Here is a 19,605-nt window from a genome sequence, read left to right on the forward strand (position 1 = left end):
TCATGCAGATCATCACCGCCGGCCGCACCGGCCCCAATCGGGACCTGCGGTTCGGCGGTGATCTGTCTCTGGACGACGCCGGACGGCGCACGGTCAACGATTTGCGACGCACGGTCAGCGATATGGGGCGCACGGTCAGCGGGCCAGAGGCGGTGGCGCTGGAGACGTCGGCGCTCTTGAGTGGGCAGTTCGACGTCGACGACGCATTGCGCACGATGGACTTCGGGGAGTGGGCAGGGAAGCTGCCCGAGGAGATCGATCCTTCGGCACTCGGCCTCTGGTTTTCGACTCCGGATGCGTGCCCGCACGGCGGAGAGACGGTGGCCGACTTTGTTGCGCGCATTCATGACTGGCGTGCGTCGGCGACGTTCGGGGTGTGCGTGGTGTCGATGCCGGTCGCGCAGGCGTTGCTCGTCGACGATGCTGCAGGCTACTTCGCAATCGAGGTCCGGCCGGCGACGTCGTATCAACTCTGATTCTGGTTGCCATGGCGCTCGCTTTCCGAGCGCCGTGGCAACCAGTGCGACGGTGAAACATTTGGGCCCAAGTGTGTCTTTACTTCCGGAGTGACACCTGACACAGTGAAACTGAAACGTGTTTTAGTTGTCTCGAGATGCGAGGTGGAGATGTTCGAGTGGTCCGACGAGGATCTGATGGTGCGCGACGCCCTGCGGGCGTTCATCGACAAGGAGATCCGACCGCACATCGATGAGCTCGAGACCGGGCAGCTGCCGCCCTACGACATCACCCGCAAGCTGCTGTCGACCTTCGGTGTCGACGCCATGGCCAACGACGCCTTGGAGAAGGAGCTCGCCGCCGAGGCCGAGGGCAAGAAATCGTCGGGTGGCGGTGGCGGCAGCATGGCCTCGTCGATGTTCATGATCGTCAACATCGAACTTGCCGGTGTCTGCCTCGGACTCGTCGGATCGATGGGCGTCAGCATGGGGCTCACGGCGTCGACGATCCGCGGCAAAGGCACTCTCGCACAGAAGAAGCGGTGGCTTCCCGAGCTGGTCACGATGGAGAAGGTGGGCGCGTGGGCGATCACCGAACCCGACTCCGGCTCCGACGCACTGGGCGGCATGAAGACCACGGTCAAGCGCGACGGCGACGACTACATCCTCAACGGGCAGAAGACCTTTATCACCAATGGCCCGTACGCCGACACCATCGTGGTGTTCGCCAAGCTCGACGACGGCAGCAACACCCCGATGCGTGACCGCAAGGTGCTGTCCTTCGTCCTCGACAAGGGGATGCCGGGTCTCACCCAGGGCAAGGCGTTCAAGAAGATGGGCATGATGAGTTCGCCGACCGGTGAGCTCTTCTTCGACAACGTGCGCCTCGGCAAGGACCGTCTCCTCGGCGAGACCGAGGACACCGGCGAGGATTCACGCGGTTCGGAAGGTGCGAAGGCCGGCTTCACCGCCGAGCGGGTCGGCATCGCGGCGCTGGCGATGGGCATCATCAACGAATGCCTGCGTCTGTCCCTCGATTACGCCAAGACACGCAAGTTGTGGGGCCAGGAGATCGCGCAGTTCCAGCTCATCCAGCTCAAGCTTGCCGAAATGGAAGTCGCGCGAATCAATGTGCAGAACATGCTCTTCAGTGCGATCGAGCGGACTCAGGCCGGCAAGCCGCTGAGCCTGTCGGAGGCGTCGGCGATGAAGCTGTACTCGTCCAAGGCCGCGACCGACGTCGCGATGGAGGCGGTGCAGCTCTTCGGTGGAAACGGCTACATGGCCGAGTACCGCGTCGAGCAGCTTGCGCGAGATGCCAAGTCGCTCATGATCTATGCCGGCAGCAACGAGATCCAGGTGACCCACGTCGCCAAGGGGTTGTTGCGCGGCTGAGCCTTATTCACTCGGTGATCATCAACACGATGAGAGCGATGTTGAGCATGACGATCATCGCCGCCGCGGCCCCTGCGACGATCTGCAGGGGTCGCGAGTCGGTGAAGGAGCCCATGAGCTTGCGGTCGGCGGTGAGCCGACCCAGCGGGATGATGGCGAAGGGGATGCCGAAGCTCAGCACCACCTGGCTGATCACCAGGGCCCAGGTGGGTTCGACACCGACCCAGAGCACCACCAGTGCCGGGACGAGGACGAGTGTTCGGCGCAACAGGAGCGGCACTCGAACGTGCAGCAGGCCCTCCATGATCGACGCGCCGGCATACGACCCGACCGACGTCGCGGCGAGACCCGACGCCAGTAGGCCGATGGCAAAGAAGGTGGCGACGGTCGGACCCATGGCGTCCTGCACCGCGGTGTAGGCGCCTTCGATGGTGTCGGTGCCCTCCTTGCCGCGGAGATTCTGTGCGGCAAGGAGCAGCAGCGCGATGTTGACCGCTCCGGCGATCAGGAGCGCGATCACCACGTCCCAACGGGTGACACGCACGAGCCGGCGCTTGTCCTCGTCGGTGTGGTTGGCGCCGTGTCGGTCGATCACCAGGGACGAGTGCAGGTAGATCGCGTGCGGCATGACCGTCGCACCGAGCATGCTGGCCGCGAGAAGGACCGTCTCCGGGCCTTGTAGGTGGGGGATGAGCCCGCCGAGAACGTCGGTCGCCGGGGGAGGATTGATCACCAGGCCGGTGAGGAAGCCGACCACGATGACCGCGAGCATCGTGAGGATGACGCGTTCGAAGACCTTCTGCTGCCGCGGATTCTGCAGGAGCAGGATGATCATGGAGACGACGCCGACGATCAGCCCGCCGACCACCAGCGGCAGGTCGAACAGCAACTGCAGAGCGATCGCACCACCCACGATCTCAGCGAGATCGGTTGCCGCAGCCACAATTTCGGCTTGTACCCAGTAGGCGCGCCGAGAGCGCCGCGACAAACGTTTGCCCAGCAGTCCGGGCAGGCTCTGGCCGGTGACGATGCCCAGCTTGGCCGACTGGTACTGGATCAGCATCGCGATCAGGTTGGCCATCACCAGGACCCAGACGAGCAGGAATCCGTAGCGGGCGCCCGCGGTGATGTTGGCTGCGACATTCCCGGGGTCGACGTAGGCGATCGCCGCGACAAACGCAGGACCCATCAGGGCGGCATTGCGCACCTTTGCGCCACTGGGTGTGTACTGCGCTGCGCGTAGCGATGCCATGGCGACCAATCTTGCACGAAATCTGATTGAGTTCAAGCTGGACGAAACAAAAGTTTCGGTCGCCCGAAACTACCCGGGTGGCCGAGTGTCCGTGCTGGTAGGGGCGGCATCTTGGGTGAGCCGCCAAATACGGTCCCTGGACATCGGTGTTTCGTAGGGTCGGACTCCAATCGCACGACGGATGGCGTTGGCCAACGCGGGTGCGACGGGGTTGTAGGGGGATTCGCTCATCGACTTGGCGCCATACGGCCCGAGGTCGTCGCTGGTCTCGGCGAAGAAGACCTCGGTCGGCGGAATGTCGGCCATCTGCGGCACCCGATAGGTCCGGAACACCGAGGTGATCGGAACGCCCTTGCCGTCGAGGATGATCTCCTCGTAGAGCGACGACCCGATGGCCTGAGCGACGCCGCCCTCGACCTGGCCGAGGCACTGCTGAGGATTCATCACCGTGCCGGCGTCGGCGGCGTGCACCGAGTGCAGGATGCGGACCGTGCCGGTGTCGACGTTGACCGCCACCCGGAACGCCTGCACGTTGAAGGCGATGGAACGCAGGTCGCCGCGCTCCTCGCCGACGGCGGTCAACCGGGTGCCGCCGGGGTCTCGGTGCTGGTCGTCGGACGCTGCGATGAGCTCGGCGAAGTCGAGCATTCGTTCACCGATGAGCACCCCGTCGGCGGTGACGGTCACCTCGTCGGGTGTGCATCCGGTGATGGCGGTCGCGGTTTCGATGAGCGTCGTACGCAATGCCAGACATGCCGCGTGCAAGGCCTTGCCCGCGACGGTGGTACCTGCGGATGCGAAAGCGCCGGTGTCATAGGTGGCGGCGTCGGTGTCACCGTGGTGTAGGTGCACGCGGTCGGGCGTCGTCTGGAGTGTGGTCGTGGCGATCTGGAGGTGCACGGTGGTGGTACCGTTGCCGAATTCGCTTGTGCCGATGCCGATGTCGTAGTTGCCCTGGGCGTCGACGCTGACCCGTACCGACGACAGGTGTCCGCGGGGTGCCATCGTGGCGATGGCCGCAAGTGCCATACCGTCGCCGACGCGCCAGGCGCTGCCCTCGGGTGCCGGCACGCCGTTGCCGCGCTCGAGGGCGCGCTGAGCGAGGTCGAGGCACTGATCGAGGCCGTAGCTGCCGTACAGCAGATCGGGTTCGGGTTCGGGGTGGGTGATGAGCAGTGGATCCCCATCGCGCACGGCATTGATGCGCCGCATCTCGAACGGGTCGATGCCGAGGTCGAGCGCCAACTCGTCCATCGCGCTCTCGATCGCGAAGATCACCTGGCCCAGACCGTAGCCGCGGAAGGCGCCCGACGGCGGATTGTTGGTGTAGACGACCTCCGCGTCGACCCACTTCACCGGGCAGTTGTAGACCGACACCGATTCGGCGCACGCGTGGAACATCACGCCGATCGCGTGATTGCCGTACGCACCGGTGTCCGAGAGCACGTCGATGCGCAACGCGGTCAGTCGTCCGTCGGCGTCGGCGCCCAGATCCACCGACACGCGGAACGGGTGACGATAGGTGGTGCGGGTCATCTCGTCGGTGCGCGTCATCTCGTACCCGCACGGCCGGCCGGTGCGCAGGACGGCAAGTGCCACGAGATCTTCGGTGAGCAGTTCCTGCTTGCCGCCGAAGCCGCCGCCCACGCGTGCGCTGAACACTCGAATCTTGTCGGTCGGCAGATCGAGGAGCAATGCGAGCTCGTCGCGCACGAGGAACGGCACCTGCGTGCTGGTACGGATCACCAGTCGGCCGTCGTCGTCGAACCATCCGATGCTGCCGTGGGTTTCCAGTTGCGCGTGCGACACGCGCCCCGTGCTCCACGTTCCCGAGACGGTGGCTGCGGACTCCTCGAGCGCGGTGTCGACGTCGCCGCCGAAACCCTGGTGGTGCTCGGCGATCACATTGCGGTCGGCGTGGTTCACACGATCGAGCGGCGTGCGATCCGGATGGATCAGGGGTGCGCCCGGGCGGCGTGCTTCCTCCGGGTCGAAGACCGCGGGCAGCACCTCGTAGGTGACCTCGATCAGGCGACAGGCCTCCTCGGCGATCGCAGCAGTGGTCGCGACGACGGCCGCCACGCGCTGGCCGACGAACCGGACGACGGGGTCGAGCACGAGGCTGTCGTCGGGATCGTCCTCGCGATGCTCGTGCCGAGCCGTGGAAAACCTTCGGGTGGAGACGTTCTCATGCGTCAGGATCAGTTCGACGCCGGGCAGCGTGGCAGCTTCGGTGGTGTCGATCGCGGTGATGCGTGCGTGCGGATGAGGGGAGGGTAGGACGCGGATGAACAACATGCCGTCGACCGCGACATCGAAGGTGTACGGCTCGGTGCCGGTGACCACCCGCCGGGCGGCGATGGGGTTGGCGGATGTGCCGACTGTGGCGGAGCAAGCCTCGGAGGGTTGGGGAGGTGTTGTCGCCAGGCCTTCGAGGCTCGTCGCTAGCGCTCCTCGCACCTCAGGCAGCGGATTGGTTGGTTGCTCCTTTTCGGCAACGGCGGAGGTGATGGAATCGCGGATCGCGCGATATCCGGTGCAGCGGCAAAGGTTTCCCTTCATGCGCCGTGGGAGGTCGTCGAGGTCCTCGGGCTCCAGGGTCGACGCGGTGACGATCATGCCTGCCGTGCAGAACCCGCACTGAAAACCGAAGTTGTCGACGAAGGACTGCTGCACGGGATGAAGGTCGTCGGGTGTGCCGAGTCCTGCGACCGTGGTGACGGAACGATCCTCGGCACGCTGAGCCGGAAAGATGCAGGAGTGCACCGGATTTCCGTCAACAAGAACCGTGCAGGCACCGCAATCGCCTGCGTCGCAACCCTTCTTGACCTCGAAGTGAGCATGGTCGCGCAGCAGGGTGCGCAGACACTGTCCCGGAGCAGGATTCGCGTCGACCGCCTCGCCGTTGATCTCGAATCTCATGACACCGCACCCACCAACTCGGCGCGAATCTCCTCGGCGAACACCATCGACGTCGCGCGTCGCCAGTCGGCAGCACCGAGCGGGTCCGTGTAGTAGCCCGCGGCGGAACCGACATCGTCACGCAGACGATCGGTGTCCGGCATCGACGGATAGCGCAGAACCGTAGGCCATTCGGTGGCCGCCGTGATCCCGACAACCACCGTGCCGTCTTCGTCGAGGCGACCGGTCATCACGACACCCGACCGACCCAGCTCTGCGAGAGCGATCTTCCGAAAGGCAGTCGTGCCGCGCAATGCGTGTGCGGGGAAATCGATGGCCCGCAGGACTTCTCCGCTCTCCAGCGTGTTGGTTCCATTGCCGGTGACCAGCTCGCTGACGGGAATGTCGCGGTCGGTGCCGTCGGGCCGCCAGATGTGCGCGCTCCCGTCGAGCGCAACCGTCAGCGAGACCATCGATGCGGCGGCGAACGAGCGGCAGATGTTTCCGCCCACAGTGGCCATGTTCCAGATCTTGAACGACGCGAGGAGTGCGTGGGCGCACTGGGCGAAGAGTGGATGTGCCCGCCATCCGGACTGCGGCCGAAGTGCTGCCAATTCGGCGATGGGGCAGTTGGCGGCGATCCGGAGGCCGCCGTCGGGCCTGTATTCGATTGCAGGCCAACCGATGCGGCTGATGTCGACCAGGCCGTCGACGTCGATCTGGGGTTCGGAAAACATCCATGTGCCACCGGCCACGATGCGCTCTCCGGGCGCCAGGGCGAGATCGGCTCGATCGTGCGCGAACCGATATCCGGTGACGGTGTGCAGATCCATCAGCCGGCCCGGTCGATCAGGAGACGATGCTGCGTTGCGACCTCGGCGGTGACACTGTCGAGGTCGACGGTCTGCATCTCACCATTGTCGATCAGCTTTCGGCCGTGCACCCACGACGCCTTGATGGGCGGGATCGCGCCGAGGACCAAGGCCGCGACCGGGTCGTCGATGTCGCGGTGCGCGACGGTGGTCAGGTCCCAGAGGACGAGGTCGGCGAACTTGCCCGGCTCGATCGATCCGATCTCGTCGGGGCGCCCGAGCACTCGGGCACCACCGAGGGTGGCGAGTTCGATGGCGGTACGTGTGGACAACGCGGTGGGTCCGCCCTTCGCCCTGGCCATCAGCACGGCCTGATGGGCTTCCTCGAGCAGTCGGCACGATTCATTCGACGCCGCACCGTCCACGCCGAGCCCGACCGGCACTCCGGCATCGACCAGTTCCCGGGTGCGGCAGATCCGGTTGCCCAGACGGGCATTCGACGTCGGACAGTGGGCGACACCGGTCGAGGTCGCGGCCAGGCGACCAATTTCGTCGTCGTCGAACTCGATGCCGTGCGCGAACCACACGTCGTCGCCCACCCACCCGACCGACTCCATGTATTGCAGTGGAGTGCAACCGAAATGCTCATCGCAGTAGGTGTTCTCGTCCAGCGACTCGGCCAGGTGGGTATGCATCCGCACGCCGAGTTCGCGTGCGAGGAGCGCGGATTCGCGCAGCAGGTCGGTGGTGACGGAGAACGGGGAGCAGGGCGCGAGGGCGATGCGCACCATCGCGCCGGGGTCTGGGTTGTGCCACCGGTTGACCGCATCACTGCTCGCGGTGAGGATCTCGTCGAGCGATTGCACCACCGAGTCGGGTGGCAGTCCGCCGTCCTTCTCAGAGAGGTCCATCGACCCGCGGGTCGGATGGAATCGCAGCCCGATCTCGCCGGCCGCCGCGATCTCGGCGCCCAGGAGGTCACCGCCCTCCCGGGGAAACACATAGTGGTGGTCGGTGGTGGTGGTGCAACCGGACAGGGCGAGCTGACTCAGACCGCCCAGGGCCGCGGCATGCACGGCCGCCTCGTCGATCCCAGCCCAGATGGGATAGAGCGTGGTGAGCCACTGGAACAGCGTGTGATCGGCGGCCAGCCCGCGGGTGATCCACTGGTAGAGGTGATGGTGGGTGTTCACCAGGCCGGGTGTCAGCACGCAGCCGGAGCCGTCGATCCGGGTCACGTCGTCGCCCACCTCGATCGGTCCCTGGCCGACGGCCGCGATCCGGTCGCCGTCGATGAGGACCGATGCCGATTCCAATTCCCGTCGCGCGGTGTCGACGGTCACGACATGACAGTTCTCGATCAGGGTCTGGGCGGCCACCGCGACAGGCTACGGCGGCGAGATTACAGCCGGATTTCGGTGGACGTGTGCGCAGCTCATCCGGTATGCGGAGGGTCGTCGGCGGTGCCGGATTGATAGGGTTAGGCGCATGGTCGGGTCTCCTAGTTTCACCGCGCGCTTGCGTGGGGGCTATGTGGGCGCCGTATCCGGTACGGCCTCGCTCGCCGCGCACTGCATGGGCGGCGGTTCCCTCCCGTCCAGCGAGACCCTGATGGTGCTTGTCGGCGGTTGCGTCGCGGTCGGGGTGTGGAGTGCGGGCCGCGCAGGCCGAAACCTCACCGATCTGATCGTCCAGTTGTGCCTCGGGCAGTTCGCCGGGCACATCCTGCTCGCCGCTTCGGCCGAACACATGCACGGCTCGACGATGGGCGTGACACCCTCGCCGCTGATGGCCGGCGCTCACCTCGCCATGGCGGTGGCCGTGGCCCTGGGCCTCGTGGTCGCCGAGTCGTTGGTCGAGCTGATCGCCCGCACCGCACTGCGGTGGACGATCTGTCTCGGATCGCCGCCGCCCACCGCGGAAGCGCCGTGGCGACCCACACTGTGGCAACTCCCGGTTCGATCGCTGCGTTCGCGGCTCGCCGGTGGCGGAGGGGTCAGCCGAGCGCCACCCGTCGCCGCGTCGCCAGCCTGCTGACCTCAGCGGGTTCTGGTTGCCCTTTTCCCCTCGGATTCTTCGACATTCGAGGGGTCTGACCGTGCTGCGCGCGAGTTCGCCGCGGTGAACGCGCCACGCGCCGCCTTCTACCTTCAGCCCCGATCGGCCTTGATCATTCCCTCTGGGTCGATCATTCGTGAAAGTACGTACCCATGACGGACCTTCTGTCCTCACCTTCCGTTCCTACCCGTCCCGTCGCAAGACGACTCTCCGCCGGAAACGTCGACAACGTCCGCCGGCAACTGGCGACCGCTGATGATGCGCCTGCACTTCTATGCCGGTGTGCTGATCGGGCCGTTCATCCTCGTGGCCGCGCTCACCGGCGCCCTCTACGCAGCTGCCCCGACCATCGAACGAGTCGTCTACGGCGACGTGCTGAGCGTCGACGCCACCGGCTCATCCGTGCCGCTGACCGCGCAGGTCGCGGCCGCACAGCAGGCGAATCCTGGCCTGTCCGTGACCGGGGTGCGGCCCCCGGCGTCGGCCACCGATTCCACTCGGATCTACTTCGCCGACCCGGCACTCGGTGAGGAGAAGCTGCGCGCTGTGTTCGTCGACCCCTACTCCGGGAAGGTGCTGGGCAGCGAGCCGACCTGGTTCGGATATCTGCCATTGAGCAGCTGGCTCGACGGCTTCCACAGCAACCTGCAGCTCGGTGAGACGGGCGCGCTCTACAGCGAGCTCGCGGCGTCGTGGTTGTGGGTGGTCGCCCTCGGTGGTCTCTACCTGTGGTGGCGTCGGTTCCGGCAGGCTCGAGCACGCGGACGGCGCGGCCGGTTCTTCGGGGTCGACCGCTCGGTGACCGGTCGGGCCCGTACGGTGAATTGGCATGGTGCGGCGGGTGTGTGGATTCTCGTCGTGCTCGTCTTCCTCTCGGCCACCGGTATCACATGGTCGACGCATGCGGGTGAACATGTCACCGAGTTGCGTACCGCGATGTCTTGGGAGCGCCCCGATCTGGCCACCTCGCTTCCCGCGGCATCTGACGCCGCCGGAGGTCATGCCGGGCATTCGATGGCCACACCGACCGTCGACTTCTCGACGATCGACTTCGATCGGGTCGTCGCTGTGGCCGCAGCGGCCGGAGTGCGCACGCCCCTCGATGTGACGCTGCCCAGCGAGCCGGGGCAGGCGATCAGTGTCGCCGAGATCGAGAAGCCCTACCGACTGTCCAGCGATGCGGTGGCCATCGATCCCACGACGATGCAGATCGCGGGCCGGGTCGACTACGACAGCGACTACTCGCTGATGGCGAAGCTTGCCGACTGGGGGATCCGCGCGCACATGGGATTCCTCTTCGGTTTCCTCAACCAGCTCTTGTTGCTGGTCGTCGCGCTGATCCTCGTCACGGTGATCATCCGCGGATACCGGATGTGGTGGCAGCGCCGACCCACGCGCGGTGGCGCCTGGGGCGTCGGACGAGCTCCTCGTCGCGGCGGCATCCGTCAGATCCCGTGGCCTGCCGCGGTTGTGCTGGTGGCGGCGGCCGTTGCAGTGGGATGGTTCCTGCCGCTGCTCGGCTGGACCCTGCTGGCATTCCTCGTGGTCGACGCGGCGCTGGCTCTGATCGCTTGGGGGCGCCACCGGACGGCCGCGGAAGTATCGGCTGCACGAAAGGGCAAGTGAGGTGACCACATTCAGAACGAGCGGTCGCGCGATCGTGTTGGTGGTCGCTGTGGCCTTGACGTTGTTTGTCGCCGCGTGCGGCGACAGCGGTGACGACAAGGCAGATCTCACCGTGGCCAACCAGTGGGTGAAGGCGGTCCCGCAGGGACAGATGACGGCGGCCTTCGGCGTCCTGACCAACACCACCGACAGCGACATCCATGTGACGGCTGCATCATCGCCTGCCGCCGGCCGCATGGAATTGCACGAGGTTGTCCCCGGTGTCGGCGGTGCGATGCAGATGAGGCAGAAGGACGGCGGGTTCGTCATCTCGGCACACGGCTCCTTGGAGTTGACGCCCGGCGGTTACCACCTGATGATGTTCGACCTGCCTGCACCTTTGACCCCGGGCGAGGACGTCGCGATCACATTGACGCTCTTCGACGGAAGTACGACCTCGTTCTCGGCCCAGGTGCGGGACTTCGCGGGTGCGAACGAGGACTACGGCCCCGGACACGGCATGCCCACCAGCACCACGGCACCTGGCGCCTGAGCGGTGTGACATGTCGAGAACGGAACTGAGCCGGCGGCGCCTCCTCGGGGGAGGCGCCGCCGCGCTCGGCGCCATCGGGGCGGGTGCTGCAGTATCGACGCTGGCGTCGTCCGGTGCGGTCACCGGTCCAGCGGGCCAGGAATTCGGACGGCACACGGTGCCGTTCTTCGGTGACCATCAGGCCGGGATCGAGACGCCGCCGCAGGCGCACGCCGTGTTCATCGCTCTGGATCTGAGGCCGGGATCGACGACGCGAGAGGCGATTTCGATCCTGAAGTTGTGGACCGCGGACGCCGCCCGATTGACCGCGGGTGCGGCTGCCCTCGCCGACACCGAGCCCGAACTCGCCACTTCGCCGTCGCGCCTGACGGTCACGGTCGGGTTCGGTCCGACGCTGTTCGAGCGGCTACGACTCCAGTCCCCGGCGTCGGTGCGGCCACTGCCGTCCTTCGGGATCGACGCCCTCGAGCCGGAATGGGGTGGGGGCGACCTGCTCCTGCAGCTTTGTTGCGATGATCCGACGACGCTGGCCCACGCGCAGCGCGTGTTGTTGAAGAACACCCGAAAGCTCGCCACCATCCGGTGGATTCAGCGTGGCTTCCGGCCGGCCCGGGGCGCGCACCCCGACGGCCAGACGATGCGCAACCTGATGGGATCGGTCGACGGGACCGTCAACCCCCGATCGGGTAGCGGCGACTTCGCCGACGTCGTCTGGGCAGGGCCGGACCAGGGGTGGCTCGCCGGCGGCACCACGATGGTGATCCGCCGCATCCGCGTCGAACTCGATACCTGGGACGAACTCGATCGGCACGGACGAGACCTCGCCATCGGCCGCCATCAGGACACCGGTGCTCCGCTCACCGGAAGTCACGAAGACGACGAGCCCGACTTCGCGGCGACCAAACGGGGCATCCCGGTGATCCCGGCGAACTCCCACATCGCGCGTGCCCACGCGAAGGGGCCGCGGGAACGTTTTCTGCGGCGGGCCTACAACTTCGACGACGTGCCGTCTGGCGGTGCCACGACGAACGCGGGCCTGATCTTCACGACGTTTCAGCGAGACATCGACACCCAGTTCATCCCGGTACAGCAACGGCTGGCCGAGGCTGACCTGCTAAACGAATGGACGACGCCGATCGGGTCGGCGGTCTTCGCGATCCCGCCCGGTGTCGCCGCGGGCCGGTATCTCGGACACCAGCTGTTCGAGAGCTAGACGCGTTCTTCGACCACCTGCCGGCTCGCTGACCTGGGCAAATACGTCAGCGTCGTGCTCGCAGAATCTAGGGGAAGAGTTTTCCTCCCCTAGGTTCAGAGTCCTCCCCCAGAAGTTTCTAGGGGAGGACTCTGAGGGTAGGGGACGAAGTTTCTTCCCCTATTTTCTGCGGGCGCCACGAGCGTGTGGCGCGTTCCGCGGAACGCGCCGATCGACAGTCGCGGGCTCGACGACGCAGGTGCTCGCGTTTCTCCCCTTTGCGCGCAGTGCATCGCGCGCAGATGGGAGACATGCGAGCAGATGTCGCCAGCACCCTCTGAGCGGAAGCGTCCGCCGCCGAGATGGTGGTCCAAGACCGCCGCCGACGCGCATTGTCGGCGTGTCGCGATCTCAGGAACCGCGTGTCTGGTGAGAAACCCGGTGCGCACCAGAGGTTTCCGACCGCACTGGCGGTTTCTGGCCACGAATGCGGTGTCTGCGACGAGGCGCGCTCTTCCCGCCTTCACGATCGTCGACGGGGCGGCGGGTGGGTCGCTGCTCCGATCTCAGACGCGTTCTTCGACGACGCGCCGACTCGCCGGGATGGTGAGTGCGACGACGCTCGCAATAACGCAGGCGCCCAGCGAGATTCCGGCGGACCACAGGTAGCCGACCTCGCTGGGCACCGCGATCGTCTGACCGTCGGGGGCGGTGGCGGCAATCATCGACCACGTCAGGATCATCCCGACGACAGCCGCCGACATCGACGTCCCGACCACTCGCATGAGGGCGTTGACGCCGTTGGCCTCGCCGGTCTGTTCGACGCGTACCGCCCGCATGATCAGCGACGGCATCGCCGAGTACGCGATTCCCAGCCCGGCGCCGATCAGGCAGCTGATGGTGACCATCAACCCCCAGTTCAGGGCCCACGGCCCGGCGATCGCGACGATGAACACGATGTAGCCGGTACCGATCACCAGCCCGCCGAGCGACAGCGAGATCCGCGGCCCGAAGGCATCCGTGAGCCGACCGCTGATATGGGAGAAGACGAACATCAGCAGACCGCTCGGGGCGAGGATCAGACTCGCCGTGAGCATGTCGAAGCCGAGTCCGTTGGGGCTCGAGGTCGGCGCCATCAGGAGCTGGATCGGGATCAGCTGCATCGAATAGAACGCGAATCCGGTCGCCACGGATGCGACATTGGTCAGCAGGACGGGACGCTCGACGACCACCGCGAGGTCGATCAGAGCGTTGGCGTGATGACGCTCGAAGTACGACCACAGGGCGCCGACCACGATGAAAGCGGCAAACAGTCCGAGGGTCAGTGGACTCGTCCACCCCCACGCCGATCCCTTGGACAAGGGCAGGAGAAGGCAGACGAGCATCGCGGCGAGTCCGGCCGCGCCGATCAGGTCGAAGCGGCCGCCGCTGCGGGTCGGGCTCTCCGGGACGGTGATCGCGATGCCGATGGCGCCCAGGATTCCGGCGGCGGCGCACGCCCAGAACAGGGCATGCCAGCTGAGATGCTGGGCGATGGACGCGGCGAACGGCAGGCCCAGTGCGCCGCCGACACCGAGCGACGCACTCATGGTGCCGACCGACGAACCGAGGTGTCGGGGCGGCACGATGTCGCGCATCACGCTGATACCCAGCGCGATGGTGCCGAAACCGAGGCCCTGCAGACCCCGACCGATCAGGAACGGGACCAGCGCCGTCGACAGCGCACACACCATCGAACCGATGGCCACGCAGCTCATGCTGCCGATCAGGGCGAGTCGCTTGCCGTACATGTCGCCGAGACGACCACCGATCGGTGTGATCACGGCACCGACGAGCAGGGTGATGGTGAGCGCCCAGGATGTGTTGCCGGGATCGGCGTGCAGCAGCGTCGGCAGCTGGGGGATGAGCGGCACAATGATCGTCTGCATCAGCGCCACTACGATGCCCGCCGCACAGAGCACGGTGACCGCAGCGCGGGGGTGCCGTTCGATCGGTTCCGGTGCGCCTGCCACTCCGGGCACATCCGTCCCGCACGTCGCGCTCACTGTTCTGCACACCTCCGCTCTGGATGCTATCCCGGCCGATCGATCGTTCGGATCGAGGGCCCGCACTCGGGGAGCGGGAGTATTCGAGTGGTCAGGTCGTCGCCTGGCGGTAGGGAATCGAATCGCTGACAGTGGCGTCGACGAGGATGGGCTGACCGAGTTGCGGGAAGGCGCGCTGCGCACACGCGGGTCGGCTGCACACCTTGCAGCCCGCACCGATCGGCACGACGGTCGTTTCGTCGGCGAGGTCGATGCCGCTGGCGTAGATGAGCCGTTCGGCATGCGAGACGTCGCAGCCGAGACCGATGGCGAAGCTCTTGCGCGGCGACAGGAAGCCCTGCTGTTCGTCGGTGGTGCGGGCCAGCCAGAAGTAGGAGCGCCCGTCGGGCATCTGCGACACCTGGGTGACGATGCGGCCCGGCGTCGAGAAGGCGTCGTGCACCACCCACAGTGGGCAGCTTCCGCCGACCCGGGAGAAGTGAAAGGCCGTGGCGGACTGACGTTTTGAAATGTTCCCCGCGCGATCGGTGCGGACGAAGATGAACGGAACTCCGCGGTTCTGGGCGCGCTGGAGCGTGGACAGTCGATGGCACACCGTCTCGAAGCCGACGCCGAACCCGAGACTGAGGAGTTCGACGTCGTAGCGCGCCTTCTCGGCCGCGTCGAGGAACCGCTCGTAGGGGAGGAGTAGCGCGCCGGCGAAGTAGTTGGCCAGGCCGATCCGCGCGACGGGTACCGACGCCGGGTGCATATTGTCGGCCTCGGCGACGAGGGCGTCGATGATCGGACCCTGGGTGAGCAGTGCGAGTTGGGTGGCGAGCTGGAAGGCGCGTTGTCCCGACGAGAGTCGCCCGGCGAGGTGCAGCACGCGGCTGTCCTCGTGGAAACGACGTTTGGGCCCTCGGGCCGCGCCGGCCGGATCGGGATCGTGGTCGATGGTGACCGAGATGCCGAACTCGTCGCGCAGGAGTTCGGCGAGTTGGAGGTCGAGACCGCCGACCGAGAGCCGATGGTCGACGAAGAGCTGCTCGGCCGCCCGGTCCAGGGAGTCGATGTAGTTCTTGCGGTCGTAGAAAAAGTCGCGGACCTCCTCGAACGGCATCGGGGTGGCCGACGGCGTGCCTTCCGCCGAGACCCGTGCACGATGCCCTTCCAGTTCGGTGTCGGCGGTGACCAACCGGCGATGCATGTTCACCAGCGTCTGCCCGATCGCCGGCATGCGCGCGACCAGCTCGGAGATCTCGGCGCGGCTGACGTCGCCGGCGTCGGGTTGTGCGGCCAGTACATCGGCGAGGTCTGCGACCAGGCGTGCGTCGCCGTCCGGCGCGAAGTAGTCGGCGTCGAGGTCGAACTCGCGCGTGAGCGTCAGCAGCACCGGAACGGTGATCGGCCGCTGGTCGTTCTCGAGCTGATTTACGTAACTGGTAGACAGGTCGATCCGCCGCGCCAGACCCGCCTGGGAGAGGCCTCGTTCATCGCGCAGCCGACGAAGCCGCGCACCCACAAACATCTTGGCCATGGGAACAGCATAATCGACACAGCTTCCACAACATTCGCAAAATGGCTCAACGGTATTCGCTGAAATACGCATTTGCCAGGCCTTTTGCGACGTCCGGGCGTGTGCGTACGGTGCAACACATGATCACTCATCACGTCCGCACCCACCGCAGTTCCGAAGATTTCCCGCAGTCGGAGCACCTCGCCCAGAAGATCGCGGAAGTCGCGACCGACCCCGTTGCGGTGCCCGACGACACCGCGGCGATGGTGATCAACCGCATCATCGACAACGCTGCCGTGAGTGCCGCCTCGGTGATCCGACGTCCGGTCACCACTGCTCGCCGCCAGGCGCAGGCACACCCGTCGACCCCCGGCGCCGGGAGCGGAGCGAGCGGGCCGAATAGGCACGGCGCCGGGAGCGGAGCGAGCGGGCCGAATAGGCACGGCGCCGGGAGCGGAGCGAGCGGGCCGAATAGACACGGCGCCACCGTCTTCGGTATCGACGGCACCTACTCGCCGGAGTGGGCCGCCTGGGCCAACGGCGTCGCGGTGCGTGAACTCGACTTCCACGACACCTTCCTCGCCGCCGAGTACTCCCATCCCGGCGACAACATCCCGCCGCTCGTCGCGGTCGCCCAGCACCTCGGTGTCGGCGGCGCGGACCTGATCCGCGGCCTCGCCACCGCCTACGAGATCCAGATCGACCTGGTGAAGGGCATCTGCCTGCACGAGCACAAGATCGACCACGTCGCCCACCTCGGACCGTCGGTGGCCGCGGGCATCGGCACGATGCTGAATCTCGATCAGGAGACGATCTACCAGGCCGTCGGCCAGGCGCTGCATCTCACCACCGCCACCCGGCAGTCGCGCAAGGGGCTCATCTCCAGCTGGAAGGCCTACGCACCTGCGCACGCCGGAAAGATCGGCATCGAGGCCGTCGACCGTGCGATGCGCGGTGAGGGTGCGCCCGCTCCGATCTGGGAGGGCGAGGACGGTGTCATCGCCTGGCTGCTCGGCGGTCCCGAGGCGTCCTACGAGGTTCCGTTGCCCGGACCCGGCGAGGCCAAGCGCGCGATCCTCGACTCCTACACCAAGGAACATTCGGCCGAGTACCAGAGCCAGGCGCCGATCGACCTCGCACGCCGCATGCGCGAGAAGATCTCGAACTTCGACGACATCGAGTCGATCGTCCTGCACACCAGTCATCACACCCACGTGGTGATCGGTACCGGATCGGGCGACCCGCAGAAGTTCGACCCGAGCGCCAGCCGCGAGACCCTCGACCACTCGGTCATGTACATCTTCGCCGTCGCGCTGCAGGACGGTACCTGGGATCACGAGGCGTCCTACGCTCCCGAGCGCGCCAACCGCCCCGACACCATCGACCTGTGGAAGAAGATCTCCACGGTGCAGGACCCGGAGTGGACCCGTCGCTATCACTCGACCGACCCGAACGAGAAGGCCTTCGGTGCCAAGGCGGTCATCACACTCCGCAACGGTGAGGTGATCACCGACGAGCTCGCGGTCGCCGATGCGCATCCGCTCGGTGCACGTCCGTTCGCGCGGCCGCAGTACGAGGCCAAGTTCGCCACGATGGCCGACGGTGTGGTGGAAGCCGAAGAGCAGCAACGCTTCCTGGCTGCGGCCACCGGACTGGCGGACCTGGCCGCCGGTGAGCTGGGCGCGCTCAACGTCGCGGTACTGCCTGCCCTGCTCGACAAGGCTCCCTCGACCGGCAAGGGGATCTTCTGATGTCCCTGTTCTCTTCGGCCGTCACCGACGGCGACAAACGACTGGCGCTGCGCGCCGGTTTGACCTCCGGTGAGTTGCAACGGTGGCCAGGAGCGTTCTCGCCCCTGGTGGCAAAGCTCGTTACCGATATCGGATTCGACGGGGTGTACGTTTCTGGTGCGGTGCTGTCGGCGGACCTGGGCCTCCCCGACATCGGGCTCACCACGCTCACGGAGGTGGCGGCGCGGGCCGGGTCGATCGCACGTGCCACCGACCTGCCCGCGCTCGTCGACGCCGACACCGGATTCGGCGAACCCATGAGTGCGGCAAGGACTGTCGCGACACTCGAGGACGCCGGGCTGGCCGGGTGTCACCTCGAGGATCAAGTCAATCCGAAGCGATGCGGGCATCTCGACGGCAAGGACGTCGTCCCGGTCGGCGACATGCTCAAGCGGCTGGCGGCAGCGGTCAACGCACGGCGCGACGAGAACTTCGTCATCTGCGCACGCACCGACGCCCGTGCGATCGAGGGCTTCGACGCCGCGATCGACCGGGCCAAAGCGTATGCCGACGCCGGTGCCGATCTCATCTTCACTGAGGCGCTGCGCGATCTCGGTGAGTTCGAAAAGTTCCGGGCCGCAGTCGATGTCCCGTTGCTGGCCAACATGACCGAATTCGGCAAGTCCGAGCTCCTCACCACCGATCAGTTGCGCGACGTCGGCTACAACGCGGTGATCTATCCCGTCACCGCCCTGCGGATCGCGATGGGTGCCGTCGAAGCGGGACTTCACGAAATCCATTCCGCAGGAACGCAAGCCGGACTGCTCGACGGTATGCAGCACCGGAGTCGGCTCTACGAACTGCTTCGTTATGCCGAGTACAACGATTTCGATTCCGATCTGTTCAACTTCTCACTCGAGGGTGCATCACAATGAGCACAGAGGCGATAACCACGGGCACGATCTCGACCCCCAAGATCTACAAGGGCCTGTCCGGCGTGGTGGTGGACACCACTGCAATCTCCAAGGTCGTCCCGGAGACCAACTCGCTGACCTATCGCGGTTACGCGGTCCAGGATCTGGCCGCGCAGTGCAGCTTCGAGCAGGTCGCGTACCTGCTGTGGAACGGCGAGCTGCCCACCGACGGACAACTGGCGCTCTTCACCCAGCGGGAGCGTGCGAGCCGTCGGATCGATCGGTCGACGCAGTCGCTCCTGGGGAGCATCCCGGACAACTGCCACCCGATGGACGTTGCGCGTACCGCCATCAGCTACCTCGGCAGCGAGGATCCCGACGAGGACAACAGCAATCCGGAAGCCAACTTCGACAAGGCATTACGCATGTTCGCGGTTCTGCCGACGATCGTCGCCGCCGACATGCGCCGGCGTCGTGGGCTCGATCCGATCGCACCGCATCATGGCCTGGGGTACTCCGAGAACTTCCTGAACATGTGCTTCGGCGAGGTCCCGGACCCGGTCATCGTCAAGGCCTTCGAGAAGTCGATGGTTCTCTACGCCGAGCACAGCTTCAACGCGTCCACCTTTGCCGCCCGGGTCGTCACCTCGACGCAGTCGGACATCTACAGTGCAGTAACAGCGGCCATCGGGGCGCTCAAGGGTTCGCTGCACGGCGGAGCCAACGAAGCCGTGATGTACGACATGATCGAGATCGACCGTCCCGAGAACGCTCGGAGCTGGCTGAACGCCAAGCTCGACCGCAAGGACAAGGTCATGGGCTTCGGGCACCGCGTCTACAAGAACGGTGACTCGCGCGTGCCGACGATGAAGGCCGCGCTCGAGGACGTGTCGCATCACGTCGGCGACGAGCGCTGGCTCGGCATCTACGCCGAACTCGAGGCCGTGATGGGCGAGCGGACCGGCATCAAGCCGAATCTCGATTTCCCCACCGGACCCGCCTACTACCTGATGGGCTTCGACATCGCGTCGTTCACGCCGATCTTTGTGATGAGCCGAATCACCGGGTGGACCGCGCACATCATGGAGCAGGTCGCGTCGAACGCACTGATCCGCCCGTTGAGCAACTACGACGGACCAGCCCAGCGCGAGATCGCGACGGTCTGACCCGACCCAAACGCGCACAGCCACGGTTG

Annotated in this window: 15 protein-coding genes; 9 read left to right on the forward strand and 6 right to left on the reverse strand. The window is 66.3% G+C overall.

What is annotated here, in order from left to right; genetic code table 11:
• Positions 1-2: 2 nt before the first annotated feature.
• Complete coding sequence (locus MKW15_RS13260) at positions 3-476, forward strand: histidine phosphatase family protein (protein WP_240858778.1); 474 nt, start codon at positions 3-5, stop codon at positions 474-476.
• Between the two features lie 150 nt (positions 477-626).
• Complete coding sequence (locus tag MKW15_RS13265) at positions 627-1,850, forward strand: acyl-CoA dehydrogenase family protein (protein ID WP_240858779.1); 1,224 nt, start codon at positions 627-629, stop codon at positions 1,848-1,850.
• 7 nt (positions 1,851-1,857) lie between these two features.
• Here the strand turns inward: MKW15_RS13265 and MKW15_RS13270 are convergent, their stop codons facing one another.
• From MKW15_RS13270 to MKW15_RS13285, 4 genes are all read right to left on the reverse strand, one after another.
• Positions 1,858-3,102, reverse strand: a complete 1,245-nt coding sequence (locus MKW15_RS13270; RefSeq protein ID WP_240858785.1) for an Nramp family divalent metal transporter — start codon at positions 3,100-3,102, stop codon at positions 1,858-1,860.
• A 69-nt stretch (positions 3,103-3,171) separates the two neighbouring features.
• Positions 3,172-6,024 carry a molybdopterin-dependent oxidoreductase gene (locus MKW15_RS13275; protein WP_240858791.1) on the reverse strand — a complete coding sequence of 951 codons (2,853 nt, stop codon included), beginning with the start codon at positions 6,022-6,024 and terminating at the stop codon, positions 3,172-3,174.
• Positions 6,021-6,836, reverse strand: a complete 816-nt coding sequence (locus MKW15_RS13280) for an FAD binding domain-containing protein (protein WP_240858794.1) — start codon at positions 6,834-6,836, stop codon at positions 6,021-6,023. Before MKW15_RS13280 ends, MKW15_RS13275 begins: the two co-directional genes overlap by 4 nt.
• Entirely contained in the window at positions 6,836-8,194 is a 1,359-nt protein-coding gene (locus tag MKW15_RS13285; RefSeq protein ID WP_240858800.1) for an 8-oxoguanine deaminase, read from the reverse strand. Before MKW15_RS13285 ends, MKW15_RS13280 begins: the two co-directional genes overlap by 1 nt.
• 109 nt (positions 8,195-8,303) lie before the next feature.
• On the opposite strand from MKW15_RS13285, the gene MKW15_RS13290 reads away from it, so the two are divergent.
• The 4 genes from MKW15_RS13290 (at position 8,304) to MKW15_RS13305 (ending at position 12,244) form a co-directional block, all read left to right on the forward strand.
• Entirely contained in the window at positions 8,304-8,852 is a 549-nt protein-coding gene (locus tag MKW15_RS13290; RefSeq protein ID WP_240858803.1) for a hypothetical protein, read from the forward strand.
• Positions 8,853-9,128: 276 nt separating this feature from the next.
• Positions 9,129-10,499, forward strand: coding sequence for a PepSY-associated TM helix domain-containing protein (locus MKW15_RS13295; protein WP_240858806.1), 1,371 nt, complete (start codon positions 9,129-9,131; stop codon positions 10,497-10,499).
• A 1-nt stretch (position 10,500) separates the two neighbouring features.
• Positions 10,501-11,031, forward strand: coding sequence for a copper chaperone PCu(A)C (locus MKW15_RS13300; protein WP_240858808.1), 531 nt, complete (start codon positions 10,501-10,503; stop codon positions 11,029-11,031).
• A 10-nt stretch (positions 11,032-11,041) separates the two neighbouring features.
• A complete protein-coding gene (locus MKW15_RS13305) occupies positions 11,042-12,244 on the forward strand; it encodes a Dyp-type peroxidase (protein WP_240858815.1) in 1,203 nt (400 codons plus the stop codon).
• A 545-nt stretch (positions 12,245-12,789) separates the two neighbouring features.
• Here MKW15_RS13305 and MKW15_RS13310 read toward each other — a convergent pair.
• Both MKW15_RS13310 and MKW15_RS13315 read right to left on the reverse strand, forming a co-directional pair.
• Entirely contained in the window at positions 12,790-14,244 is a 1,455-nt protein-coding gene (locus MKW15_RS13310) for an MFS transporter (RefSeq protein ID WP_374247123.1), read from the reverse strand.
• Between the two features lie 115 nt (positions 14,245-14,359).
• On the reverse strand, positions 14,360-15,787 hold the full coding sequence (locus MKW15_RS13315) for a short-chain fatty acyl-CoA regulator family protein (RefSeq protein WP_240858826.1): 1,428 nt from the start codon (positions 15,785-15,787) through the stop codon (positions 14,360-14,362).
• A gap of 119 nt (positions 15,788-15,906) precedes the next feature.
• Here MKW15_RS13315 and MKW15_RS13320 point away from each other — a divergent pair, with 119 nt between their 5' ends.
• The 3 genes from MKW15_RS13320 to MKW15_RS13330 are packed head-to-tail and all read left to right on the forward strand — an operon-like array spanning position 15,907 to position 19,576.
• Positions 15,907-17,517 carry an MmgE/PrpD family protein gene (locus MKW15_RS13320; protein ID WP_240858829.1) on the forward strand — a complete coding sequence of 537 codons (1,611 nt, stop codon included), beginning with the start codon at positions 15,907-15,909 and terminating at the stop codon, positions 17,515-17,517.
• Positions 17,517-18,431, forward strand: a complete 915-nt coding sequence (gene prpB, locus MKW15_RS13325; RefSeq protein WP_240858831.1) for a methylisocitrate lyase — start codon at positions 17,517-17,519, stop codon at positions 18,429-18,431. The genes MKW15_RS13320 and prpB overlap by 1 nt, the downstream gene beginning before the upstream one ends.
• Positions 18,428-19,576 (forward strand): bifunctional 2-methylcitrate synthase/citrate synthase, encoded by a 1,149-nt coding sequence (locus MKW15_RS13330; protein WP_240858833.1) that lies wholly within the window; start codon positions 18,428-18,430, stop codon positions 19,574-19,576. The genes prpB and MKW15_RS13330 overlap by 4 nt, the downstream gene beginning before the upstream one ends.
• The last annotated feature ends 29 nt before the right edge of the window (positions 19,577-19,605 follow it).

Source organism: Gordonia gummivorans, from assembly GCF_022513585.1.
Classification (GTDB): domain Bacteria; phylum Actinomycetota; class Actinomycetes; order Mycobacteriales; family Mycobacteriaceae; genus Gordonia.